Source organism: Cupriavidus sp. SIMBA_020, assembly GCF_046535395.1.
GTDB classification, from domain to species: Bacteria; Pseudomonadota; Gammaproteobacteria; order Burkholderiales; family Burkholderiaceae; genus Cupriavidus; species Cupriavidus campinensis.
Window position 1 is genome coordinate 150,578 of the sequence record NZ_JAWRWU010000011.1, and the last position, 24,049, is coordinate 174,626.

25 protein-coding genes are annotated in these 24,049 nt (G+C 60.3%); 13 read left to right on the forward strand and 12 right to left on the reverse strand.

The features are described 5' to 3' along the window. Positions 1-5: 5 nt before the first annotated feature. Both SB751_RS20645 and gstA read left to right on the forward strand, forming a co-directional pair. On the forward strand, positions 6-1,070 hold the full coding sequence (locus SB751_RS20645) for an NADH:flavin oxidoreductase (RefSeq protein ID WP_410748457.1): 1,065 nt from the start codon (positions 6-8) through the stop codon (positions 1,068-1,070). A 31-nt stretch (positions 1,071-1,101) separates the two neighbouring features. Then, positions 1,102-1,716, forward strand: a complete 615-nt coding sequence (gene gstA / locus SB751_RS20650) for a glutathione transferase GstA (RefSeq protein WP_410748458.1) — start codon at positions 1,102-1,104, stop codon at positions 1,714-1,716. A gap of 645 nt (positions 1,717-2,361) precedes the next feature. Here the strand turns inward: gstA and SB751_RS20655 are convergent. After that, positions 2,362-3,846, reverse strand: coding sequence for a PLP-dependent aminotransferase family protein (locus SB751_RS20655; protein WP_410748459.1), 1,485 nt, complete (start codon positions 3,844-3,846; stop codon positions 2,362-2,364). Positions 3,847-4,000: 154 nt separating this feature from the next. Between SB751_RS20655 and SB751_RS20660 the strand changes: the two genes are divergently transcribed. Next, complete coding sequence (locus SB751_RS20660; protein WP_410748460.1) at positions 4,001-4,447, forward strand: carboxymuconolactone decarboxylase family protein; 447 nt, start codon at positions 4,001-4,003, stop codon at positions 4,445-4,447. A 48-nt stretch (positions 4,448-4,495) separates the two neighbouring features. Continuing rightward, positions 4,496-5,062, forward strand: a complete 567-nt coding sequence (locus tag SB751_RS20665) for a hypothetical protein (RefSeq protein ID WP_410748461.1) — start codon at positions 4,496-4,498, stop codon at positions 5,060-5,062. 12 nt (positions 5,063-5,074) lie between these two features. Here the strand turns inward: SB751_RS20665 and SB751_RS20670 are convergent, their stop codons facing one another. After that, on the reverse strand, positions 5,075-5,254 hold the full coding sequence (locus SB751_RS20670) for a hypothetical protein (RefSeq protein ID WP_410748462.1): 180 nt from the start codon (positions 5,252-5,254) through the stop codon (positions 5,075-5,077). A 539-nt stretch (positions 5,255-5,793) separates the two neighbouring features. Here SB751_RS20670 and SB751_RS20675 point away from each other — a divergent pair. The 3 genes from SB751_RS20675 (at position 5,794) to SB751_RS20685 (ending at position 7,687) form a co-directional block, all read left to right on the forward strand. After that, a complete protein-coding gene (locus SB751_RS20675; RefSeq protein ID WP_410748463.1) occupies positions 5,794-6,051 on the forward strand; it encodes a hypothetical protein in 258 nt (85 codons plus the stop codon). Positions 6,052-6,272: 221 nt separating this feature from the next. Next, the gene (locus SB751_RS20680; protein ID WP_410748464.1) at positions 6,273-6,755 is read left to right on the forward strand and encodes a hypothetical protein; all 483 of its coding nucleotides are present in this window, start codon (positions 6,273-6,275) and stop codon (positions 6,753-6,755) included. Positions 6,756-7,144: 389 nt separating this feature from the next. Then, the gene (locus SB751_RS20685) at positions 7,145-7,687 is read left to right on the forward strand and encodes a DUF4158 domain-containing protein (protein WP_410748465.1); all 543 of its coding nucleotides are present in this window, start codon (positions 7,145-7,147) and stop codon (positions 7,685-7,687) included. Between the two features lie 2 nt (positions 7,688-7,689). On the opposite strand, the gene SB751_RS20690 is transcribed toward SB751_RS20685, so the two are convergent. From SB751_RS20690 to SB751_RS20700, 3 genes are all read right to left on the reverse strand, one after another. Beyond that, on the reverse strand, positions 7,690-8,949 hold the full coding sequence (locus SB751_RS20690) for an abortive infection family protein (protein WP_410748466.1): 1,260 nt from the start codon (positions 8,947-8,949) through the stop codon (positions 7,690-7,692). A 34-nt stretch (positions 8,950-8,983) separates the two neighbouring features. Then, a complete protein-coding gene (locus SB751_RS20695; protein WP_410748467.1) occupies positions 8,984-10,933 on the reverse strand; it encodes an ATP-dependent nuclease in 1,950 nt (649 codons plus the stop codon). Positions 10,934-11,021: 88 nt separating this feature from the next. Next, a complete protein-coding gene (locus SB751_RS20700; RefSeq protein ID WP_410748468.1) occupies positions 11,022-11,843 on the reverse strand; it encodes a cell envelope biogenesis protein TolA in 822 nt (273 codons plus the stop codon). Positions 11,844-12,077: 234 nt separating this feature from the next. Between SB751_RS20700 and SB751_RS20705 the strand changes: the two genes are divergently transcribed. Both SB751_RS20705 and SB751_RS20710 read left to right on the forward strand, forming a co-directional pair. Continuing rightward, complete coding sequence (locus SB751_RS20705) at positions 12,078-13,283, forward strand: tyrosine-type recombinase/integrase (protein ID WP_410748469.1); 1,206 nt, start codon at positions 12,078-12,080, stop codon at positions 13,281-13,283. A gap of 107 nt (positions 13,284-13,390) precedes the next feature. Beyond that, entirely contained in the window at positions 13,391-13,660 is a 270-nt protein-coding gene (locus tag SB751_RS20710; RefSeq protein WP_410748470.1) for a hypothetical protein, read from the forward strand. Positions 13,661-13,695: 35 nt separating this feature from the next. Here the strand turns inward: SB751_RS20710 and SB751_RS20715 are convergent, their stop codons facing one another. Both SB751_RS20715 and SB751_RS20720 read right to left on the reverse strand, forming a co-directional pair. After that, positions 13,696-14,352, reverse strand: a complete 657-nt coding sequence (locus SB751_RS20715) for an RES family NAD+ phosphorylase (protein ID WP_410748511.1) — start codon at positions 14,350-14,352, stop codon at positions 13,696-13,698. After that, the gene (locus SB751_RS20720; protein WP_410748471.1) at positions 14,352-15,008 is read right to left on the reverse strand and encodes a hypothetical protein; all 657 of its coding nucleotides are present in this window, start codon (positions 15,006-15,008) and stop codon (positions 14,352-14,354) included. Before SB751_RS20720 ends, SB751_RS20715 begins: the two co-directional genes overlap by 1 nt. 959 nt (positions 15,009-15,967) lie before the next feature. On the opposite strand from SB751_RS20720, the gene SB751_RS20725 reads away from it, so the two are divergent. The 4 genes from SB751_RS20725 to SB751_RS20740 all read left to right on the forward strand — a co-directional run bounded on the left by SB751_RS20725 (position 15,968) and on the right by SB751_RS20740 (position 19,722). Continuing rightward, positions 15,968-16,678 carry an AAA family ATPase gene (locus SB751_RS20725; protein WP_410748472.1) on the forward strand — a complete coding sequence of 237 codons (711 nt, stop codon included), beginning with the start codon at positions 15,968-15,970 and terminating at the stop codon, positions 16,676-16,678. Continuing rightward, positions 16,675-17,004: a hypothetical protein gene (locus SB751_RS20730; RefSeq protein ID WP_410748473.1), complete on the forward strand. Its 330-nt coding sequence runs from the start codon at positions 16,675-16,677 to the stop codon at positions 17,002-17,004. Before SB751_RS20725 ends, SB751_RS20730 begins: the two co-directional genes overlap by 4 nt. A gap of 866 nt (positions 17,005-17,870) precedes the next feature. Further along, positions 17,871-18,845: a plasmid replication initiator TrfA gene (gene trfA / locus SB751_RS20735; RefSeq protein WP_410748474.1), complete on the forward strand. Its 975-nt coding sequence runs from the start codon at positions 17,871-17,873 to the stop codon at positions 18,843-18,845. A 250-nt stretch (positions 18,846-19,095) separates the two neighbouring features. After that, complete coding sequence (locus tag SB751_RS20740) at positions 19,096-19,722, forward strand: hypothetical protein (RefSeq protein WP_410748475.1); 627 nt, start codon at positions 19,096-19,098, stop codon at positions 19,720-19,722. 71 nt (positions 19,723-19,793) lie between these two features. Here SB751_RS20740 and SB751_RS20745 read toward each other — a convergent pair whose 3' ends face one another. The 5 genes from SB751_RS20745 to SB751_RS20765 form a co-directional block, all read right to left on the reverse strand. Beyond that, positions 19,794-21,521 (reverse strand): ATP-dependent helicase, encoded by a 1,728-nt coding sequence (locus SB751_RS20745; RefSeq protein ID WP_410748476.1) that lies wholly within the window; start codon positions 21,519-21,521, stop codon positions 19,794-19,796. A gap of 193 nt (positions 21,522-21,714) precedes the next feature. Further along, on the reverse strand, positions 21,715-22,563 hold the full coding sequence (locus SB751_RS20750) for an ATPase (protein ID WP_410748477.1): 849 nt from the start codon (positions 22,561-22,563) through the stop codon (positions 21,715-21,717). A gap of 62 nt (positions 22,564-22,625) precedes the next feature. After that, a complete protein-coding gene (locus tag SB751_RS20755; protein WP_410748478.1) occupies positions 22,626-23,240 on the reverse strand; it encodes a DUF4400 domain-containing protein in 615 nt (204 codons plus the stop codon). Positions 23,241-23,244: 4 nt separating this feature from the next. Further along, positions 23,245-23,565 carry a hypothetical protein gene (locus SB751_RS20760; RefSeq protein ID WP_410748479.1) on the reverse strand — a complete coding sequence of 107 codons (321 nt, stop codon included), beginning with the start codon at positions 23,563-23,565 and terminating at the stop codon, positions 23,245-23,247. After that, positions 23,540-24,049, reverse strand: coding sequence for a hypothetical protein (locus tag SB751_RS20765; protein ID WP_410748480.1), 510 nt, complete (start codon positions 24,047-24,049; stop codon positions 23,540-23,542). The genes SB751_RS20760 and SB751_RS20765 overlap by 26 nt, the downstream gene beginning before the upstream one ends.

Consider the following 24,049-nt stretch of genomic DNA (forward strand, 5'->3'; position numbering starts at 1 on the left):
CCACGATGTCCGTTGCCGATCTGTTCCAACCCCTCACGCTGTTGCACGGCCCTGCCATGCGCAACCGCTTTATGCTCGCGCCGCTCACCAATCAGCAGAGCGAAATGGACGGCTCGACTTCCGAGTTCGATCTCGACTGGATCACGCAGGTAGCGCAGAGCGAATACGCGCTGGTCCAAACGGCTGCCGCGACGGTGGAAGCCAGTGGCATCGCGTTTGCCCGACAGCTGGGCATTCATAGCGATGCGCAGCTGGACGGCCTGACGCGCATGGCGGCCGCGATCCGTGCCGGCGGTGGCCTGTCCGCGGTGCAACTGCATCATGCGGGCCATCGCGCCAATACGTTGCTCGGCGGCCGGCCTACGCCGGCGTCGGTATTGCGCATGGATCAGGTCGAGCGCATTCGCGACAGCTTCATCGCCGCGGCGCGGCGCGCGCAGCGTGCCGGCTTCGACGGCGTGGCGCTCCATGGCGCGTTCGGATGGATCCTGTCCGAGTTCATGTCGCCCGAACTCAACGGTCGATCGGATCGTTATGGCGGCAGCGTCGAGAATCGCGCGCGCCTGACCATCGAGGTTATCGAAGGCATTCGCGCGGCATGCGGCCCGAATTTCCAGATCGGCTGGCGGCTGTCGGTCGAGCGGTATGGGCTGCGACTGGAAGAGCTGCGCGCGATCACCGCGCACATCCTCGATCGCGAGCTGATCGATTACCTCGATCTCGCACTCTGGGACTCGGCGCAAATCGTTGAGGAAGGCACGTTCCGGGGCCAGCGCATGCTGAGTGTCTTCGCCGACCTGCCCCGCAAACGCGTGCGCCTCGGCGTCGCCGGGAAAATCATGAGCGCGCAGCGCGCCGCGCAACTGCTCGACGAAGGCTGCGACTTCGTACTGATCGGGCGCGCCGGCATCCTGCAACGAGACTTCCCGCTACAGGTGAAGGTCAACCCGTACTACGACAGCCCGCGGCTTCCGGTCACGGCGCAGTACCTGCGCGCGGGCGGCCTGAGCGAACGGTTTATCGCCCACATGCGCAGATGGCCGCAATTCGTGACGCCCGACAGCGTTTAACCCCCCTCTCAATACAAGGAGATCTCTCTCGATGATGAAACTGTATTTTTCCCCCGGCTCCTGCGGACTCTCGCCGCAAATCGCCCTGCGTGAGGCGGGGCAGGAATTCGAACTGGTCAAGGTCGACTTCGACACCAAGACCACGAGCGAAGGCAATTACTTCGACGTCGCGCCCAAGGGCATGATCCCGGCGCTGAAACTCGACAACGGCGAAGTAATCACCGAAGGCACGGTGATCCTGCAATGGATCGCGGACCAGTTTCCGGAAAGCCGGCTCCTGCCGCCGGTTGGCACCAAGGCGCGCTACAAGGCGCTGGAGTGGATCAACTTCGTGGCGACCGACATGCACAAGAGCATGGCGGTGATGTTCTCCCCGCTCATCGATGCCGAATCGAAGCAGCGATTCGCCGCGGACTACCTCGCCAGCCGCTTCGCCTATATCGAAGCGCATCTCGCCACGCATGAGTATCTGCTCGGTGATCAGTTCTGCGCGGCCGACGGCTACCTATTCAACGTCCTGAGCTGGCCGTCCCGCGTCGGGATCGACATGAGCCAATACCCTGCCATCGGCAAATTCATGGCGCGCATGCGCGAACGCCCGAGCGTACGGGCTGCCCGGAGGGCCGAGGGCCTTCCAAGCGCCTGACGCAAGGGTCGTGGGAAGCCTGCGCTATGTGTTGCGGCGATAGCGCGCCACTAGGTCTGGCGCCGCGCTATCTGCGCAAGGAGGGCATTGAGGGTCGGCACCCCGGCGGCCCTGAGCCGTTGCCCGAGCGCATCCGTGAGTAACCTCTCCACACCCTCCCCTAGAGCAACTGCCGCCGCGATCCGCGCCTCCAGCGCGTGATGGCGGCCAGTCGCCGCCGCATCAGCACCGTGCGCCGCAACTGCCGCGCCAATGTGCGCGAAGCGCGTACGTGACGAGTCGAAGCGTCGCCCAGTACGCATTGACATACTCATGCACACGCCACACCCCTCCACGAAGTTCGGCTATCGGCCGCGACCGACGGCAATACGCTGTAGAACAAGCGCTGGCGGGTGAACCTTCCGAATGGCAGCAATGGGGTCGGGAACCGCCGATTGGAGGCGATAGCAGTAGTTCGAGCGAATTCGGGACTATGCGGTGCCCTTATTCTGTCCGTTTTTGGGGGCAGATCGGTCATAGCGCAACGCGCAGTGCCAGTGTCGATCCGGTGATGTCTATTGGGCTCCGCTGGCATCGCTTCGAGAGTCCAAGCAGGACCAGACTATCGAAAGTCTTCTTGATTCGGACAGTCACTACTGTGGACAGTCAGGGCCGCTCCCGGGACCACGTTCCGAGGCCGCGTTCGCGATCGTTGGACTGATGTGTGCCAGAACTCGATGAAGCAACGATACTCGCAAGTTTTGCGCAAACGGCACCGATGTTGTCGGGGTGCACGTTTGTCGCGCTGAGTATCAAGCCACCTTGCGCGTGACTGCGGCGAAGATACCAGGCAGAGAGGGCCGAAGGCGCGAGGCCGTGTGCGCGGGCGATGCCGACGATGACGCGGTCGTCGGCGGATTGTGGGAGCGGTGCGATTACTCCAAGGCCCGCCATCAGCGTGCCTGGCAAAAATTCGCTCACATGCGCTAACGTGAGGCGGCGGCGCTCGGCGTAGAGAGCCTTCATCTGACGCAGGTGCCGCAGGTAGTGCCCATCCCGCAGAAACTCTGTCACCGCCAATTGGGTTGTCCGGTTCGGAGCTGGGGCCAGCACGGCGGAGACCTCCACCAGGCGCTCCGTCGCTGAGCGTGGGGCGACGACGAACCCGAGGCCCAGCGCCGGGCTGATCGTCTTGCTGAACGCTCCGATGTGAACTACATGTTCGGCACCTTCGCCAGCCGCAAGGGCCGGTGCGGCTCGTCCGTCGAGCTGTATTTCTCCGAGATAGTCGTCCTCGATGATCCAGGCACCCCGTGCCGCCGCCCAGTCAAGCAGCGCGCGCCTTCGTTCAGGCGACATGGTGACGCCCAGCGGTGCATGCTGGCCCGGCGTGACCAGCGCCAGCAAGGCGTCTGGCGCGCTGGCGACGCCAGCTTCCACGCGCAACCCCTCGGCATCAACGGGTACGGGTACGACCTCGGCTCCAATCACCTCCAGCGCGCGTCTTCCCAGCGGATACCCTGGCTCCTCGAGCCACGCCTTGCGTCCATGCGCGCGCAGTGCGGTGAGTGCAAGCATCAGGCCCTGCCGGTATCCGCTGGTGACGATGATCTGGTCGGGATGACACTGCATCTGTCGGCTTACGGCTAGGTGGCTCGCGATCTGAGCCCGCAGGGCAGGTTCGCCGCGTGGATCGCCATAGGCCGTGTAAGCGATAGCATCGGCACGTACGGCGCGCGTCCGCATGCGGGCCCAGAGCTTGGCGGGAAACGCGTCGTGGGCAGGTACGCCCATTTGAAACGGAAGCGGCGCGCTCGAAAATGGGCGGTTGAAATCCGCCAGAGGCCCGTCGAGCGAAGCTTCGCGGCCTACTCTCCCGACGTCCAGCCGCGAGCATACGTGTGTGCCCGAAGAGCCTGCGCCGAACACCAGATTCTCGGCGATCAGACGGTCGTAGACCACGCGAATGGTGCCGCGGGCGACACCAAGCTGCGCAGCGAGGTCTCGACCGGAAGGAAGACGCTGTCCAGGTGCAAGCCGCCCCTCGACGATTGCCTGTCGCAAGCTCGCATGGATCTGATCGCCGATCGGCATGGCAGTGGCACGGTCCACCAGGATGGACAGCGCAGCGGGCGAGTTCGGGTGAGTCATTTTGGGCCAGTCGTTTCTCCACTTTTTGGGCCTGTATCTTCAATGCCTGGCGGAGTAACTTTGCGTTATGACACGAATCGCGGCCCAAGTCGATAGGCGGCTCGGGCGCGCTGACCGCGACGCTGGACCCAATCACCAACAGGAAAGGACCGAGATGACCCGCTTGAACTGGCAAGAGATAGCGCCTGACGGCGCGAAGGCGCTTTTTGGTATCCACCACTACGTCACGAAGAAGACGGATCTCCCCGAGGAGCTTGTACACCTCGTGTTCCTCCGCGTCTCACAGATCAACGGATGCGCGCATTGCATTGACATGCATAGTCGCGATCTCAGAAAGACCATGTCGGTCGACAAGATCACGCTGGTTCCGGTGTGGGATGAAGTACCGCACCTATTCGCCGAGCAAGAGCGGGCCGCATTGGCCTGGGCGGAGGAAGTGACGCGCGTCAGTGAGACACATGCCTCAGACGAAGCCTATGCGGCCGCATCGGCAGCATTTTCGGCCAAGGACCTCGTTGATCTCACGATAACGATTGCCGCTATGAACGCATTCAATCGTCTCGGCGCCCCGTTTCGGCTTCCAGTTGCGGCAAAGGCGTAATCCAGGCACGCAATCCACCCGCATGCATTTAGCCGGTTAGGAGTCAACGTGGACACAACTTCCGCCCCTTCGCCGTTTGAGGTCACGTCGCGCCACATCGGTGTAGCGGCAGAGGCCGCAGCAGCTGCGCTATTCGCGCGCGCTGGCTTCGATGTTTCTGTGCAATACGGAGCGAACCAACCCGAGTACGATTTGATCGTCGCGCGTCCTCTCGTTGCTGGCCTTCCGGATCGAAGCGGCGACATGCTGAAAGTCTCAGTGAAAGGGAGCAAGGACGGGGGGTGGGGGCTTACGCAATCGCTGATCCGAAATGCCGACTACCACTCGGCTGCGGAGGCTTGGCTCCAACGGCATGGGCCTCGCACCATCTTCTGCTTGGTGCAATACAAGGACGTCCCGATCGCCGCAATGCCGAGGGTGTATCTGGCAACGCCCGCAGAGATCGCCTCGCGTCTTCGCCAAACCGCGAACGGCCGCGGTGACACAATCCTGCACGAACGACATGTGTGGAGCGCCCGCGCGCACGCCGCCGGCACCGTCGACGAAGTGCCGCAGTCGTGGCGCTTTTCGCTGGACCGAATTGATCAGCTTCTCGACATGCTGACAAGACCCTGATTTTTGGCTCACCTATATCAGTTCGTATTTCCCCATCAGACCTAGCTTGCGGAGTTCCTTCCTGTTGCGCTCCGCACGCGCTTCGGGAGTAGGTTCGATGTCCGGCAACGAGGCCAGGGCAACATCGAATCGCTCAATGTCCCGCACCAGGTCGATCAGCTCTTTAAGTTCGATTCGGGCTTCAGAAAACATGGTCCGTCCTTGCTGTATTGGTGGAAGCTCGCACAATGCGAGACTGAGCCATGATCGCACAGACCTTGTTTAGGTCAAGCGGCCAAAATTCCGCAGCGAGTGCCAGCGCGGCGCACCGTAGCCCAGCTCCCGCTCATGGCGCGTGCTACCCCAAACGCTTCAAGACGATGCCCCAGTGCGAGGACTCCGGGTTCCCCTGCCCAGGGTTGCGACCACTGCCAGTGGCTGTAGACGGCGCCAACAATTCCCACCTTTTTTTCAACGACCTTTAGAGCAGAGTCGCCTAGCTTCCGAGACGCAAAGCTAACCCGCATCCGCTCAGCGCAGCGCAGCAGAAACGGCATCGACGATGACCGTGGCCGCGAATCCTCGACTTCTTTTGCCTCGCCCACAGACACCGGAATAGCTTTTCAATATTTATTTTGCTCACGAAACCGCATAATAAAAACATAGAAGAAAGTTATCACCTATCATAATGTTGCATTGCTCGTAGAACCATATTAAAGTAGCCCACAATCTTCACGCACGAGGGCTTTAGCATGACCTTTAAGATATTCTGTCCGCTTGCAGTAGCCGCAGTAATCGGTGCAATTGGATGGCACAATCTGGTGTCCGCCCACACGCAGCAATGGTACGCCGACAACATTGAAGCCGCGAAAGCAAAGGAAGCGGAATGCCGCCGTCGCCTAAAGGCGGACGAACAACTGACCAAGGACGAGCTCGCTGAATGTCAGCGAGCCAGCGGCGCAATACTACGTCAAGGGACGTTTGTGAAGAGCCAACCGCGCACTTGGTAACTCGTCGGAATTGACGGAGCTTCGCGCTCACCTGGAAGACAAGGTGCGCGCAGGGACGGATCCAACGAATCCCCCTGCCGACACATCGCCAGGGCAGTACTCTCCTGCGCGCGGCAAGTCCTGACGAAGGCACGTAGAGGTAGCTTCACAGGTCTCAATGTTTCGGCGGTCCTGCCGACATTGGACAAGCCAAGCCCGGCACTGCAACCCAATGGATAAAGATGGCTGCCAGCAAAGACACGTTCGAGCCGCTAAGGCTCATCGAAGAAAAGCACGAGTTGTTGGACAAGGACGAGATCAACAAGCTGCCCAAGGGTCTGCGTGGAATCTATGTCCTGTACCAAACCACGCCGAATCCCAAAAAGGCAAAGATTCCCTTCCGCAACGTGGTCTACATTGGCATGTCCGCTTCCGGGATCAAGGGTCGCTTGCGCAAACATAGCGCTGATCCCCGCAAGAGCGAGAAATGGGACACCTGCAGCGTGTTCTCGGTTTGGCCGAACGTGCGCGTAGACGAAATCCGCGAGCTGGAGGGAATTCTGCGCCATATCTACCGCTTCGATGCCGAATCCCAGGGAATGAACAATCAGGGGACGTACTTCAAGCTGAAGAAGACGCGCGACATCGAACTGAGTGACGCCAATCGCAAAAAAGTGGAATCGACCGACGCGGACGAGGACGAAGCGGAGGAGTACAACAACTGAGCCGCGGCGCTACACTACCCGAGACCACCGCCGGCTTTGCCCCTTTGTTTATTTCGCTTTGGCAGCGGATGCGTCCGACGCACGCTTACGCGCAGGGCGTATCGGCGCGCCGGGGTCTGAAACGTCGAGCACGATTATCTCTGTCGTGACTTGCAACACCTCAGGAAGATCCTCCCTAAGCATTGACTCCATCTCCGCCGCAGTGCTCGGCTTCCGGGGGTAGTCGTACTTTTCGCGCAAAATCTGGCGGTTTCCCCGCAAAGCCTTTGTTTATAAGGTTCCCCTGTCATTGTCGACAATCGACTGCTACCCTCAGGTGACTTAGGGAGTACCATGTCCGCCCGCGACTACGGATCGCGTCACCTGGATGGGGGTGGACGATGCCGGGCTTGGAATCTCGCTATGTGGGAAAGAGCAGCTTGCCCACACGCTTGTCGGAGTTTGATGTCGAGCACTACTTTGCGCTGACCGATAGTGACCTCGCCGCGATCATCCACAAATTTCGACCTGAAGGGCGCGCCGGTGCCGCCATCCAACTGGTCTTTCTGCGCGCAAGTGGCCACACCCTCGACCAGCTCAACACACTTCCCCGACAGTTGCTGCGCTACGTTGGCGAGAAGCTCGGCGTGCCCACCCCAACCATTGCTTCGCTGCGCACGATCTATCATCGCTACAAGACGCTTTACGAGCATCAAGTCTGGGCTTGTGGATATCTGGGCCTGACGCGACTCGATGAGGTTCAATGGAGTGGCCTCGCAGCCTGGATGCGCCAGGATGCCGCCGAATCGCTGTCGCTTGAGGAGTTGCTTCAGCACGCCCACTCCTGGCTGTATGAGCGACGGCTTCTGATCCCGTCAACGCGTGCGCTGCAGGATTTGGCGCGTTCAATCTGGGTTGGCATCGAGCGTGGCTTGCTCGCCACGATTGGCTAACCTCACTTACCTTCCCCTTCATTTTGCGTAGTTGCCTCTCTGTGCCTATAAGTGTCGGTTATAAAATCGATAAAGGCCACCGCCGATGCGACCGCAAGGCGGGCATGGCGCGGTTGTAGTCCGCGATACTGGCCGTCACGGCCATGCCCCGTTCCGTAGAGTCCGCGCAATTGCGCAAGGTTGTGCGTCAGCTGCGTGAGATTACGCAGAATGAGACGGATGTTCTCCGCTCCCTTGGCTTCATCATTTATACCCTCCGGCACGAGCTGCAGTTCCTTCGCAATTTTCTTGGTCAGGTCGCCCAGATCCTCGGACTTCGTGAAGGCAACATTCCGTTTGGTGAGAATCGTCTTGCAGCACGTTTCAACGAGTTCCTTTGCTGTTCCAATGGCTAGCGCTGGGTCTCGTTCAACGGCATTTTCGACCCGCTCGATCTCCTTGGCCATCCATCCTGCATCTAGTGCATCAGCCACGTTCCGTGCACGCGATACGACGCTGGAGCCAGCGTGACTGACCTGGCGATAAGAGAAGCGAGGTCGTCCAGCAATTCGCTCCTCCTCGTAGATTTCCCATCCGACGGGGCGTAGTTGCTCGTTAAAATGAGAAACGAGCTTGATGGCTTCATCGCGGTCCGGCCGCACGACCGGGTGCACTGTCTCGCATAAAAAGCGCAAGAATGGATCGCTGGGACCGTCAATCAGGTCGAACCGGTCGTCGGTGAAGATCCAATCGCGGTCCCAGTCGTCGTTGTTTATGCAATGCTGCCAGATGTCACCCGCTGCATCCTTGAACCGAGTGTCGGTCGAAGGCATGCGCTGAAAGTCGAAAAGACGACTCAGAAACTCCACATCATCGAGCGCTCCACACCAGACGACGTTCTCGAGGCGCATTCCGTCGAAGATATTTATTCTGGTTTGCTTGGCCAAGCCCGAAGTTGCGGCTCGCCAGTCCTTTTGCTTTTCCTTTGCGGGAATGAGCTTGGCCGAGTACCAGTCCGAGGAATCGGTCTCTAGTACTGTCTTCAGTCGTGCGCTAATCTGCTCTTCCAACTGCGCTCGCTTTGCCCCCAAGCGGGCGAACTCCAACGCTGGAATCTCAATCTTGATTTCCCATATTTCGGTGCCTCCATTCCAATTGTCGTAACCGGTCTGCTCCGCGCTGGCGGGATGTTCGCGCACGAGCCTGGCCGCGTCGACCATGCCCTCCGCCTGCAGCAGCGAATAAACGGTCCCGAGCGATTCTTCCAACACTTGCTTTTCCACGGTGCACGCCCCGTTTAAGTTCCGCGCGTCAAGTTCACAGCAGTACGTTCAACGCGGCGAACAATTTCGCGGCGCGTGCCAGTGCTGCCTGCGTTTCGGCGTCGTCGCCATCCAGGAACGCCGGATTCCGGATCAGCCAGGCCGACGGAGCGAAGTGATCGAACTCCGCGACATCTGCTGGCAGCAAGCGTAGTGCTGCATCTGCCTGCTTGACCACGCGCTGCGTTTGCGGGGCGCCTGCCTGCAGACGCTCTACCGTCATTGCGTTTGCACCGACGAGACCGTAGGTCGCATTCAGAAGTTCGGCATACTTGGCGGGCGGAAAAAGGTCCTCGACATCGCTTTCGTCAAGCCCGGTGAATTCCGCCATGGTCAGCACGTGTCCGGCCCGTAGGACATTGCTCTTGCGCAGTCGCTCGACCTTGGCCTTATCGCCGTTCGCAACATCGCAAAGCGCCGCGATATTGAGCTTGTTCGCCCCAAACAGCGCTGCAAACGGAGCGATCTTGTCAATACCACCGGACGGGCACATGGTCCACTGTGGATCCAGGCCAAGCCCACCCCGTTGCTGGACGGCCATAGAGAGTGCCTGCAGGTAGAGGATGTCTGACGGCCCCTCGACCAGCAGCGTGTTCTTGCCGACAAACAGGCTCTGCGTAATCTCGTAGCCGAGCGCCCCCTGCAGCGGGAACAGCGTGTCCTTGTCCACCAGCAAGACGTCGTCCCGCACTTTCGTACCTTCTACCAGTGCCCTCCCGCGATTGTCCCGCTTGACCACATCCTCGACGATGAGCACGTCGGACAGGCGGTCGCTGGGCACCATGAACGGGGAGTGGGTGCTGTAGATCACCTGATGTTCGGGCAGAAGGCGCTTCTCGATATAGTGCAGCAGGTCCGACTGCGCCTTTCCGTGCAGCGTGAGGCCAGGCTCGTCAAGGAGGATGATGGCGTTGCCAGCGGCCTTCCGCAGTTGCTTGAACTGAGCGAGGAATGAGAAGAACCAGATGAAGCCAGCGCTTCGCTCCGAAAGCGGTACCGTCACGCGATGATTGCTGTTGTGTATCCGCGCGGTGACCACCGTGCCGACATTGAACGGCGGTTTATCTTCGGGTCGACCCTCCGCGATATCGATCTGGACGTGCAGCGCGTCGTTCTGCGTCCAGAACTCGAAGATCTCATCGGTGATCTCGTTGGATGCCCCTTCGCACTTGGCCTTTAGTTCCTCCAGTCGCTTGGAAGCCTGCAGTTCCTCGATCGAGGTCCCGGCGTACGCCAGGAAGTCCAGAAAAATCCGGTCGGCCGGTGTGAGGCTGTTGTGGGCCTTCGCATGGTTCAATGCGGTGATGGAAATCTCACCTGACATCCGCTCGAAGTGCGAGGTGAGGAAGAATTTCGGCATCCGCGGTTCGAGGATACCAATGGCGGCGGATTCGAAATCCTCGTTTGCGGATTTCAGGTCGGCAAGCAGCGCGGACAATCCGGTCGATTGCTGCGCCACGGCCTCAATTGCGGCAACAGCTTCAGCAGCGTTGGTGCAACCCTTTACGACATTGCGCTCGGTTTCGTCTGACGCATGCTTCTCGACCATGAACTCGAGGCACGCAGCATGATCTATCGGCATGCTCCATCGTCTACCAAAGCCAATGCCACGCGCCACCGTGACCTCGCGCGATCTCAGCGCCTTCCCACCAAAGCGGTCGGTGATCGACTGGACATCATCGTCATCGAGGGTCCAAATCGTGTCGATAACTTTCGACTCGCCGCTTTCGGCGCGCTCCTCGAATTTGTTCAGGAAGCGGCGCGGATAGTCCCTTGTCTTGTCGTATTCGAACGTGTCGTAAGGATTGACCCCATACAGCGCCGACAGGATGGCCGTCTTCCCAGCCTCGTTCTTTCCGACCAGGCATGTCAGATCGCCAACCTTGAATTCGCCGCTGTCCTCAATGGACCGAAAATTCGTCACCCGTGCCGCCGTCAGCTTCATCGTGTTCCGTCCCTATATGTCAAAAATGGCCTTTGTGCCAAGCCTCTATTTTGCACGGGATTCTGCATGCGGAGCAGCTGCGTAGCCGCTATCTGCCCCTCGCCTGGCGGTAAGCATCGGCAGCGGTGCGCGCCGTCTTGAGTTCCTCCTCCAGGAAAGCCACCCGGCCGGCCAGCGCATCGCGCTCGGCCCGGTAAGCCTGCCGGACCTGGTCCGTTTCCAGTGCCCGGCGGCGGTCGGCAGCGGCCTGACGCTCGCCCATCCGCGCCAGTTCCTCGTTGGTCCCCTGCAATGTCGCGAGCAGGCCGGCCTCCTTGTCGGCAAGGCTGGCCCGCGCGGCGGCAAGCGCTGCCTGCGCCGCCGTGGCTTCGGTCTGGGCGGCGCGCGCGGCGGCTTCAGCGGTAGCGGCCCGCTCGCGCAGCTGCCGGTTCTCGTCTTCGAGGGTGGCCACGCGCTGGGTCAGCAGGGCCGCCAACGCACCACTCGCCTCGCCCTCCCCTCCCGACGCCGGCGCAGGACTTGGCCGGGGCGCGGGTGCGATGCCGGCCGGGCGCGGCGCGGCGGCGCCGGTTTCGTCCAGCGCCACCCGGATCTCCTTGTGCAGAAAGGCGCGCAAGCCATCGTCCAGCAACTCTCGGCGCCCGGCCTCCACATTGGCCGTCGGCTGCGCCCGGCGCTCGGCGATCACGGCCGCCACGGTCTGCCCGCTTGGGGACCGGGCCACGCCGGCGGCGGCGAGAAGGCGGCGGTAGACCGAGGCGCCGAAGGTGCGCCCGGTGATGCGATCGATCGCATCGAAAGCGCGCCGTAGGAAGGCGCGGTTGTCGGGGTGGGCGACGTCGAGCTGCTGCAACGCGCGGGTGATGGCGAGCAGTTCGGCGTCGGCAAAGGCGGTGGGCGTGCGGGGCATGGGCGAACTATCAACGGTGCGTCGAAACGGACAGGTGATAGTCTACCCTTTTTCGATACGATTACCAGTATCCATTACCGATACGATTGGTCATTATCCCAATAATGACAAATGGATCGGGAAATTCGCTACACTGCACCTGTGCCGTGCGCAAGCCGCCTCCCGCAAGGGCTGGCGGGCAGCGAACGCCGCCCAAACAGGCCCGATTCCGCCATTCACCCCTTCGCCCGCGCCATGGACGACCTGCTGCCCGCCATCCCCGCCCTCCCCCCGCATCGGGACGCCCTGCCCAACGCGCTGGCCAGCCCCGTGCTGCCCGCCGGCCAGAGCGACGCCCAGCTGGTGCGCACCTGGCTCGACACCAAGTACGCGGCAGGCCTGGGCATCCGCGCCAGCACCCGCGCCCAGTACGCGTTGGAAGCCCATCGTCTGCTGTGGTACGCCCATGCGCTGCGGCGGCCGCTGGCCAGCTGGCAGGTGGCGGACGCCAACGGCTACCTCGCCTTCCTGGCCGATCCGCCTCCCCACGCCGTGGGCGATGGGCGCGCGCGGCAGGACAGCCCGGCCTGGCGTCCGTTGCGCGGCCCGCTGTCGGAGGCCTCCCGTCGGCAGACCGCCACCATCGTGGGCGGGCTGTTCGACTGGCTGGTGGGGGTGCAGGCGCTGCGCGTGAATCCCTTCCAGGCGGTACCGCGGGCGCGGACGGCGCGGGGCCCGGGCTCGCAACGGCGCTTCCTGGAGGCCGAACAGGTGGCGGCCGTGTTCGATGCCATCGAGGCGCGCCCGGCGCCGACGCTCTGGGCCCAGCTGCACAGGGCGCGCGACCGGCTGCTGCTCGCCCTGCTGTTCCAGACGGGCTTGCGCGCCGCCGAGGTGGCGGCCCTGACCTGGCCGGACTTCGAGCGCCAGCGCGGCAAGGGCGGGGAGTTCTGGACCGTGCGCATCCGCGAGGCCAAGGGTGGCAACGACCAGCTGGTGCCGTGCGACAACGTCATGGCCGAACTGGCTCGCTTCCGCCAACTGGTGGGGCTGTCACCCGAGCCGCGCGCCACGGACACGATGGCCGTCATCCCCGCCATCGCCGGCGGCCGGCAGCGCCAAGCGCTGTTGACCGACGCCCTCGCGCTGCAACGCAAGCTCGGCCGCCCGGTGCGGACGCGCCAGGGGATTTACGCCATCGTGCGGGAAGTGTTCGACGCGGCGGCCACGCGCCTAGACGCCAGCGGCCGCGCCGAGGACGCGGCAAACCTGCGCGCCGCGTCGACGCACTGGCTGCGGCATTCGCACGCCACGCACCTGCTGCGCGCGGGCGTGCCGGTGACAGACGTGCAGCGGTCCCTGCGTCACCGCGATATCAATACCACCCGCCGCTACACCCATGAGGCACTGGAGGATGTCGCCCGCGCACTGGCTGGCAGACTGCCACAGGGCAACGGGTAGGCATCAACGACGGCGGTTCACGCTCGAATCTCGGGTTCAGGCTAAACCATTCTGGCTATCGGTCCTGACGCCGCGAATTGGTCGCGGCGGTTATCACAAGGACCGCCATGGTTATCGAAACGCTGTTTTCCCCTCCCCCTGCCCTCCAACTCTGCCTGGGCGTTCTTCTCGTGAACTGGCTTCTGCCGTTCGTCACCGTCCGGAGTGCCTGCCGGCGCGAATGGTCGCCGACCGTACCCAGCTGCGCGGCGACCGTCGGAGTCGCCGCTGTGACCTTGCTCCTGCCGGATGCCGACGGCGTAACCGCCCTCCTCAGGTTCTGCCTCGCCGGCGGGGTGGCCAGCCTGGCGACACTGGCCAGCCTGTGGGACGCCTAACCAGGCAGCAACGGCCCCTCTTCTCGGGAGGGGCCTTATTCCTGCCAAGGGTCGGCGGGCGGCGCAATGCCGATGTTGTACGTGTCCAGGAAGCCGGGCAGCAGGTAGAACCGACCCAGCGGCACTGGCCCGCCGCGTGCCTTCATCGGCGCCCGGTCGAAGATGGCAACGCTCGGCTCGTTGGCAAAGCGCGAGGTGAAATAGATGCCATCGAGGTCCGGGAACGCGTCATGGATGGCCCGGCTCCACAGGTTCGGCCCCCGATAGTCAGCTGTCGACAGGACGCGGTTGTCCATGCCGAGATGGAAATGCGGCTGGGTCAGGTCTGCCAACTGGAGGGGCCGGTTCAGCGTCGTGCCCAGGTCGCTGATGCTGCGTTGCGTCAGTTCCTCTTCGTCCAGCAGCAACGGCAGTGAGTGCCCCTGGAACCGGTCACGCAGGACAGCCTCCGCCATGCACCCCGCAAAGCTAGGCGACGCGTAGAGGACGCCGAACTCGTCATTCGGCGCGTCGAAGCGGTACGGATTGCCGCCTGTCGAGCGGCGGTTGTAGTGGATTGGCCCATAGATGGAACGATGGATGCGCCACAACGGTGTCACGGCCAGGTCGAGTTGGCGCACCGGCATGATACGGACGGCCAGATCCTCGGGCGGCAGCGGGCAGCCCAGAACCTCCGCAGTCTGAAGCTGCATCAAGCCGCTCCCTGCTCGCCGGCATACCGGTCCTTCACCGCCTGGACCACGGGCTCGACGGGCTTGGACGCATCAAGGATCCAGTCCATCGGCCGCGCATCACCGAGTACGTGCAGGGGCCGCTGCATGAAGTTATGCACGACCCAGCAACTGGCGCCCGCCTCGATGAACGGTGCCAGCACGGCGGCGAGCCGCGCCGCTTCGGCATCGAGCTGCCATTGCGGGTAGCGCAGGCCGCGCTGCTTGCCCGGCGGGACCAGGGCGTACAACTGCCCTTGCAGGCGCGCCTCGTTGATGGCGCGGTCCGACCGCCCGGCATATGCGGCGGCGTCGCGCAGGGAAAGGTTTTCCGGGCGCTGCAATTCGGCCAGCGCCTGGTGCCGGCCCCGATCACGAGCTGCCTGGAGCGGATCACCTGCGATCATCGATGCATCGCGAGCCATCGCGCCCGGCCCTTTGAGCGCTTCTGCAGCGCCTAAAATCAAGCTGTCAAGAAAGGCAACGGTGGACGGCTGAATCTGCGTCTCGTCACGAGCAAGTTGTATGACTCGCTCAAGGAGCTGGTCGGCTACTACGCGCCGTGCCGCCTCGGGATCTTGCGTCTCGAGCGACTTATACGTCATGCGACGTTTGAGAGACAGAGTTTTCGTTTCCATGACCCCATCCTAGTTCATGAACTTCATGAACGCAACCCCCTCTTCTTACAAGCTTTGGCGCGACAGCGTATGCGGCGCTCAAAGCGCATGACGAAGGCACGGGTCGCCATCTCGCTAAGGTTCAGTATATAAACAGCGCGCGCATTATGCTTCCCAAGCCGCCAGTTTAGATAGCCGATAGCTAGCCGATATCTCTTGGTTGGTAGAGATCCGTGGTTCCGTTCGTGGGCGCTGCTGTCCAGGTGGCGAACAGGCTGGAGCATCCTCTGCCTCATGCGGGTATCTGGTAGCTTTCAGATATCCGAATCGCTAATACACCGACCGATCTGCTTAGCCCTTTCGGGTGACGACCCACGGCCCCGAAGGAGAAAGCTGGTAGCTAACAAGGAACCTAGTAGCTACCAGCTTGGTGGGGCAGCGAGAGAGAGGTCTCGCGCTTATTGATGCTTGTTGCTGGTAGCTGAAAGCTACCAGCTTGCGTACGTCCCTCAGCTAGCTGGTAGCTAGCTGAAAACTTAAAAAGCCTGGGCCTAGGGGTGCTTTGAGATGGCACTGCACCGCGGCCTCTAACCGGGCGGTTCAACTATGCCACGAGTTCCGATGATACCTGGCAGCTACCAGGTAAGCACGTTACTCGCGATTTGAAAGTTATCCGAAAAGAAAGCACTCAGGGACCTGAAAGATAGCTAGTTGGTATCCTCAAGCTAACTTCGACGACCGTGAAATCTGGGACTTCACTATTGCTTCTGCTACCTTAAAGCTATCTTTTAGATACCTTCACGCTACCTCTCCGATACTGATTAGATATTATAACGGATAGCGGCATGTTACCCGTTAGCTATCCGATTTCCTTTGGCTACTGTGGTAGCTATCAGCTATACTCCGCGTGCAGGATACCGCAATGGTACTAAGAAGCTAACATCTATCCGGTAGCTACCAGCTATCAACTAGGAGCGTTTATGCCGGTAATTGCGTTTGTCTCTCCGAAGGGTGGCGCTGGGAAGACCACCAGTTGCCTGGCACTGGCTACTACCGTAGCGGAGAAGGGAGCGAGCGTCACCGTTATCGACGCCGATCCAAACCATCCCGTGCAAACTTGGGCCAAGGATGGCGCTGCTCCGCCAACGATGACGATCATTTCGGACGTCACTGAAGAAGACATTGCCGACCGGATCGACGAGGCCGCGAAACAATCCACCTTCGTCTTCATCGATTTGGAGGGAACGGCGGCAACTATCGTCGCACACGCCATTAGCGAGGCCGATTTTGTCGTGGTGCCGACCCAAGGTTCTCAGCTGGATGCCGAACAGGCGGGCAGGGCATTTAGGCTGATTAGAGCCCATGAACGCGGGATTCAAAAGCACAAGCCGGACTATCGCCTGCCGTATGCAGTCTTGTTCACGCGCACTTCCGTGGCGATCCAAAGCCGCGACACGTCTCACATCCGCAAGACGTTCGCCGAAGCCAACATTCCGGTGTTCAAGGTTGAGCTGAATGAACGGGCAGCATTCAAGGCCATGTTCTCGTTTCGTCAAACTCTGAACGGCCTGAATAGGTCGGAGGTTTCGAACGTCGACAAGGCAGTAGAAAACGCGGAGGCTTTCGCGGCGGAAGTCCTTCAAATGCTGAAACAACAGAAATACGTGGCGCAGAGTGAGGTGACAGAATGAGCAGAGCCAATCCCCTCGACCTGGCAGACTTCGCTGACTTTAGTCCTCGGACGACCGAGGAGAAGCTGCGCGTCGCTCCCGAGACCATTGCCCAAGTTGCAAAGGACAACGGATTCGTTAGCCGCGACGCTAAAAAAGTCGAAGCTGCTGCGTCGCCCCGCCGGCAGCGTCGGTTCACGACAGGCCGCAACCAGCAACTAAACATCAAAGCCACAGCAGAGACCGTGGCGCGGTTCAATGCGTTGGCAGATGACCTCAACCTGCCGGCCGGTGCACTGCTTGAGCGTGCGGTTCATATCCTTGAAGAGAAGTACAAGCGCGGCTGATAGCTACCAGGTCGCTACCAAGGCGACCCGGCATGCCTTTTACTCATTGGAGCAGGGCGGTGGCCCAGGTCATCGGCGAACTATCAATAGCTTCGCATAGGCGGGCATAGCCGAACTATCAAATGCCACGCCACTCGTTGCCGAACTATCAAGCATCAGAAGGGGCGGGATCGGCGAACCATCAGCCTGAGCATCTCCATCGCCGAATTACCAATAGTGCGACGTGCGCCGCCAGCCTCAATATGCTTATTGCATCACATTAAGCACCGCTGATCTCTGCTGTATCGCTTCGGAAGTCGAAAAGCTCACTGTTTTCTGCCGTGTTTTGACAGTTGAGCAATGGGAAACACAGTGATCGGCTTAAAATCGTTCTCTGTCAATGGTTGTAGCGAAAGTAACCACTTACGTTCACCCTCGCTTCCCACTCTCATATATCGCGGTCTGTCCTCGACAATCGGCCCCGAAACGACGTGAGCACGCCATGGTGTGGACAAATTGACGCTTTACCCCTCCGGTATTGGTAGATCGGCGAACTATCAATAGTCAATCGCCGATTCACTACTAGTCACATAGCCGAACGACTAATAGCAGTATACGCACACAGCTATTGATAGTTCACCACTTGTCCACAGACTTAAACCATTGATTTTAAACAACTATTCGTCATCCCTAATCAAGGTTTAAATCGTAAACCAATAATCAAGAAGGGCAGCAGGAACGTAGAGCTTGTCGCCGCAGCGAAGCCCTCCTTGTTGAAAATTTAAAAACCATAGCCGAACTACCAAGCATCATCGCTGAACAACCAATAGTGGCGGCTTGACACAGGTATACACCCCCCCATAATGCACGCAGTCGAGGGAGAGGATATGGATACAGGTCCACAACCTGGGGAAGAATTCGAGCTTGTTGCCGATCCGCCGAGCGAATCGGCTCGAGGGGGGCGGGGCACGCGCGTCGCCGGAACTGGCAAGCGCACTTCCAAGTCCCAAGATCTCGTGAGCGCCACAGAGAAGCTCCTCGCTAGCGCGGCGACCCGCAAAGCGAGAGGCTTCATCAACACGCCTATCCCTCTCGAATTGCCGTTCTGGCATGAAGATAAGCGTGCCCTTCCCAATCCGCTCGCTCGTGGCGCGTTGTTCACAGCCACGAAGGACAATAACCGGGAATATTACAAGGGCACGAAAGTCACCACGCTTGCGAATATTGACATCGTCTACAAGGGCGAAGAGCTGCGGCAAGATGATATGAGTGTCCTGCTGACAATCTTCCATTTGGCTAGACAACGCCCACTATCCAAGGATGACCCTGTCGAGTTCACCGCATATTCCTTTCTGAAGGAAGTAGGGTGGACGATCAACGGCCAGGAATACAAACATCTTCAGGAATGCTTCGATCGTCTTTCCGCGAACCAGGTCAAGGTCCTGGCTGACGGGGGGAAGGCCGGCTACGCGGGGTCGCTTGTGCGCTCCTTCGAATGGCGAGATTCGAACGGCAAATCGTTGAGCAAATGGAAGATCTGGCTGGAGCCGAAGATCGCGGGGCTTTTTACTCAAGACTCGTTCACTCTGATGGAGTGGGCTGATCGCAAGAAGATCGGTCAGCGTTCTCCCTTGGCACTGTGGCTTCATAGCTTCCTGTCCACGCACCGAGAACCCATTCCTTTGTCAGTAGAAAAGTACAAGGAACTCAGCGGCACGAAGGAGAAGTCTCTCGCAGGCTTTCGAATGAGGCTGAAGGCTGCGCTGAACAGGCTTAAGGAATGCGGCATCATCGATGCGTTCGAACTCAAGAATGATCTCGTGTACGTAACGAGAAGCCGAACCAAACAGATTGCCGCGTAACGCCTGAGGAAGGCGGATTTTTCAAATCACGATAGCCGCTTTTTTTGCGCTCGTTACCGTCATGCTTCACCACTACACGTCCGTAGCCACTCTGGCGCTGATCCTTAGACACAAGACGCTACGATTCACGCGGTTGGATCGGTTCGATGACGCCACCGAAGGACGGAGTATCGGCACGTACCCAGCCGGAACACGCATGTTCGCGAGCTGCTGGTCAGCGACAAGCGGGGAGAGTATCCCTCAGTGGGCCATGTACGGCGACGCGATGAAAGGCGTCCGCGTGTCGTTGCCGCGCGATCCCTTTGTATGGCATCACCACAATTTTGAGTGGCACGAGAAATTCAAGGTCGTTGCACTCGATGCGCCTTTCTCTCTAGAAGAGATGCTCGACTCCGGCGTAATGCTCTGCCCAACGCCGGAAATGAAGGAGACGTTTGGGCGGCCGGTCCGCTATGTGCGCGACGTTGCCACAGCGATTAGCGGACTGTATAAGGAAGACGAAGACAGCCTTACGTTCTTTGGCGATGGCAACGAAATCGCCTTCTTCAAATCCGACGTATGGTCTTTCCAAGAAGAATTTCGATACGTCCTAAGGGTAGAGCCAGGTCCGCCCACCCCGTTCAAGGGAGACGTGGCTTCGTATCTCGAGGCCCGGCGCAAGTGGGGTCAATCTGGCGTGAATCTGCTCACCGCGACGCCCGATCGGACTCATATCGATCTTCAACTCGACGCCCAGGCACTCACAGCAGCTGAGATCACTATCGGCCCGCTCGCACCACACGGTACGCTAGAAATTGTCGAAGCTTTGATCTCTCGCTTCGCCCCCGGCGCAACCGCGCGACAGAGCACGCTGAGCGGAACTATCCGTCCGACGTAAAAGTCCGCGCGTCTGGCGCTCCCTGGTGTGGCCTTAGATACAACGGGACTCCTGGTACACAACGACTTGAGTCATGCAATGCCGGATTCGATCACGAAGCGCGAAGTGGGGTTCTTTTTTGCGGTAGATAGGACCATGGAGCGACGCGCGCGAGTAAGCCCTACGTAGAACAGCCTGCGTTCCTCGGCCTCTGGGCTACCATCGTCTGGTATGACGGTCTCCTCAAGCCGAATGAGAGCGGTGTGGTCCCATTCCAAGCCTTTGCTCGAATGAAATGTGGTCAGAACAATGGCGTCGTCCGCGGCTTCGTTGTTCTTTCGGCGCAAGAACTCGAGACGATCGGCGAAAGGGCCGCTCAACCTGGACACGACATCGTAAGTGGTTGTGATAGCACGCTTCGCCTGATCGGTCTTCGCCCACTTCAACATCCATTCGAGAACCCCATCAAGCACGAGCGCGTGGAACCCGCGCTCGCACAGAGGCTGCCATTCGGCCAGCTTCTTCATGAGCTCTAGGTGCTTGTCCGCTGCGTCTTCACCAAGACCCGCAGCGATGAGATCCTTTCGCTTGAGGCGATCGGATTCCTTCGAAGAAGCTGTCTTCCGGTGCAGAATCTGAAGATCCGCAGCACCGACACCGGAGTAGCCGAGTAGTGCGTCCAGACCGCCGGCCCGCGATTTTTGGATGAGTTCGAGCAAGTTTCCCATCAGGGCCGACTCGGGACGATCAAGAATTGAACGTCCGGCTGCCCGGTGGTATTTCACACCATGCGAGCGGCACACGGCCTCGACGGGGTCGAGTATCCGATTGGTGCGAGCAAGGATAGCCGCCGTCTTTCCGGCGCGTATCGCAGTGGCCATCGCCTCCATCGCAGCGACGGCCTCCTTGTACTCATCGTCGTGGCGGACAAAGGCGACTGTGCCTCCAGGACCGCGATGGGATACCAGGTCTTTTACGATTCTCTCGCGGTTGTTGCGAATGACCTTGTCCGCTACAGAAAGGATTTCCGAATGCGAGCGGTAGTTAATGCCGAGGATGACCTGGCGTGCATGAAACTCCTTTGCAAAGGCTTCCATGCCCCTTAGCCCCAGAGCGGATCTAAATCCATAGATGGCCTGGTCGTCATCAGAGACAAGCGTCGTAGCCGCACCGGCCCGCGCATGGAGCGCCGTCCACAAGGCTTGATGAGAATCCACATCCTGATACTCGTCCACCAACAACACGTCTACGTTGTATGGTTCTATGTTGCCATGCTGCATCCCTTCAACGGCGTGCCGCATCAAGTCTTGAAAATCGACCCGCCCGTTGCGTTGAAGTGCGTCTTGGTATGCAACAAAGAGTTGGCCCTCTACAGTTTCTGCCGATGGTGTATCGAAGCTGGTCTTGAGGCGCTCAATTGACGCGATTGCATCCTCCAGCTTCCATTCCAGACCCGCATCCTGCAGCACCTGACTTAGGATCGCGGCCCGTTCTCCGTCAGTGGCGATATCGGGACGCCTTCCTTTCAACGCAGTGAGCTGCTTGTAGGCCAACGAATGAAATGTGCCGGCAAGCAGCCGGCTTTTTGCAGCGGGCCCCGCAAGCGCGAGGATCCGATCGCGGAGCTCCACAGCGGCGTCCTTGCTGAAGGTCACAGCCCCGACAGTCACGTTCGGCTGTGAGAGTAGGACAGCCGCTTTCGCAGCAATCGTGGCCGTCTTACCCGCGCCCGGCACTGCGACTGCGACGCAATGGCCGACGTGATCGACAACTTCACGCTGAGATGGATTCAACCTTTCGAGGACCTCTGCGAGAGACATGGCGGATCTTGCGGTGCGTTGGGGAATGCGCGGGAGGGTGTGACAGTGACTGTCAGATTGGGTGACTAGCTCCCCCCAGTGAGGAGAAAGCGGACGAATGAGGTAGAAGCTCCGAAGGCAGCAAGTGGAACATACTGTCAGATAGATTCCTTCACCGGACCCAGCTGCCGGAAAGTTCCACTTGCGCGCCCTGTTAGACGCCCCTTACGGTCTCCATCAGCTTAAGGTGGGTGGTGAAACTGCGCAGGCCTAGCGGCTGGAACTTGCGCAGGAAACGCGTCACTTCTTCATTGACGTCGGTCATATCGCGGATGCCGTTCCACACCATGAAATCGAATTCGTCCATCGTCTTGTCGAACTTGATGAGCACTTGCAGGGCGCGTACCGCGAAACGGGAATACGCCTGGACTTCGAGCTCGATGGCAGGGCGGACGATTTCCGGACGGAAGACGAAGTCGCCCTTCTCCTGCATGTCCTTCTCGCGTTGCTCGCGGTAGGCCGTGGCCACCCGGAGCTGCTCGTCAACGTACTCCTCGAGCTTGACCATCTCACCTTCCAGGTACTTATCGACAGTGGCCAGTTCTGCGCGCGAGAAAGTAGTTTGGCCGAACCGCTGGAGGTTCAGCGACATGCGGTTCATATAGGGCCACCATTGCTCGAACAGGGGGCGCAAGCGCGTGTGGTTGATTTTCAGGCCAACCACCACGACGGCCGCGCCGGCGAGTTGGCGATTGAGGATCTGCATGCCGAGTTCGCGGCGACGGCGCACGATGGCCTGGCGGTCTTCAGGGGACAGCTCGCGAAAGCGCTTGCGGGTGCTCTCGACTTCCGCCTTTTTCTGCTCGGCGTCCGCGGACGTAATGAGACCTTCCTTATGCAGTGCATCGGCCGAAGCAGCCATCTGGCTCAGTTCGGTTTCGACGTCCTCCGGTGCGGCGACGGTGAGGTCAGCGGCTTCGTTGGTCGTGCTGCCCGCGTCTTCCGTAAGCAGGCTCTCGGCCAAGCCGTCGGCCGGGTTGGCGATTTCAGCGGTCGTGGTCATGTTTCATTCTCCGAATAGTGGCCTGCAAAGGCCGTGATTACCTTGATTGGGGGTAGGGCGGCCTAGCGCCCCACATGAAAGGCGGAAGCGAGGCGCCAACTCAGGATGCCGACGACAGCAACGCCAGTGGTCCACCAGTAGGCTTCGACCGGCAGGGGTAGCAACAGGGCCGAGGCGCCGAATCCAAAGCAGACAAGAAGCCCATGGGCGGCCACGTGGAAAGTCACTGGGTTCGCGAATCCCGCCGATGCCGCACGGATCCGCCGCGAAACCGCGCCGTCATTGAGAAGGGCAATGAGCAGCACGGCGCCGCCAAACGCCCAGTACTGGGCCACGCAAGCGCGATAGATTGCGCGGTAGATCGTGAGCCAGAAATTGCGCATCCAATGGCGCCCAAACGTCGCGGCGCCGCCGTCGGACAGCATAGTGTCCGAGTCGGAGCCCGAGAACGATGCCTTCACGGCGCCGCTTTCGATAAACCACCGGTTGAATCGCTCGTTGGCAGCGGCCACTGCTCGGTTGGCACGCACTTCGCCGAGTGTCTTGGCGACTGAGGACTGCTCTACGTCGCTCACTTCGAAGTCGCTTTTGTTGGGTAGAAAGGGAGCGGTCGCGCAGATCATGAGCGGCGCGACGAGCAGCCAGAGACGGACATGGGAGACGAAGCGGCTGGCCATGGTGTCAGATGAATTTCGAGAGAAGCAGTATCGGTAGCGCCGCGAATGCGCCAAGCGCGCCAATGAGCAGCAACGGCTTGCGGGTCGCTACGTCGATCAAGGCGAAAGCTGGTGCGTGGCCGGCATCAATAAAGCTCTGCGGTTCGCTGGAGTCGCGGTCGGCGCCGCCTGCGTGCCAGCGTTGCATCGCCTTGGCCACCTCGGGCTCGGTCTTGAAGACATGAACGACGATGCGCTCCGCGGCTCGCATCGCGATCCGGGCCGGATAGCCGCGCGTCGCTGCAAGCAGCTTGCCCGCGTCAGTGTGCAAAGTTGCCAGCGACATCGTAGTCCTCGAAGTAGCGTGTGAAGCTGTAGCCCGTAAGCACTCGTGCTGCGAGCTGGAAAGCGGCGCAGCGCTGAGACACATTGCCCGGCGTGGGCTCGTCGACCATCTGGCACACATAGCCCGCCGGCTGACGTTGCTCGAATGCGGGTATGGATTCGTGGTAGGGGTACCAGACGTTGTACCGCTCGCCTTTGAATGCGGCGTAGCGCTTGACGTAAAGATCATGGGCTCTGCTGAACAGTCCCTTCATGAAAGCGACGTTGGCATCGCCGTGCTTGCGCGCCAGGCGCCAGGCCTGAATGGCGTCGCCGAGCATCTCTGCAACAAGAGGTTCATCGCGCACGCGAAAGTTGACGCCGATGTAATCGACCACGCGGGTGCAAACGTCATCCAGATCCGGCGACAGGGTGAAGATCGGCGTAAGCTTTGCCGACATCCGGTAGTGCTTGACGATCTGCCGGAACAGAGTAGGGGAGCGCAT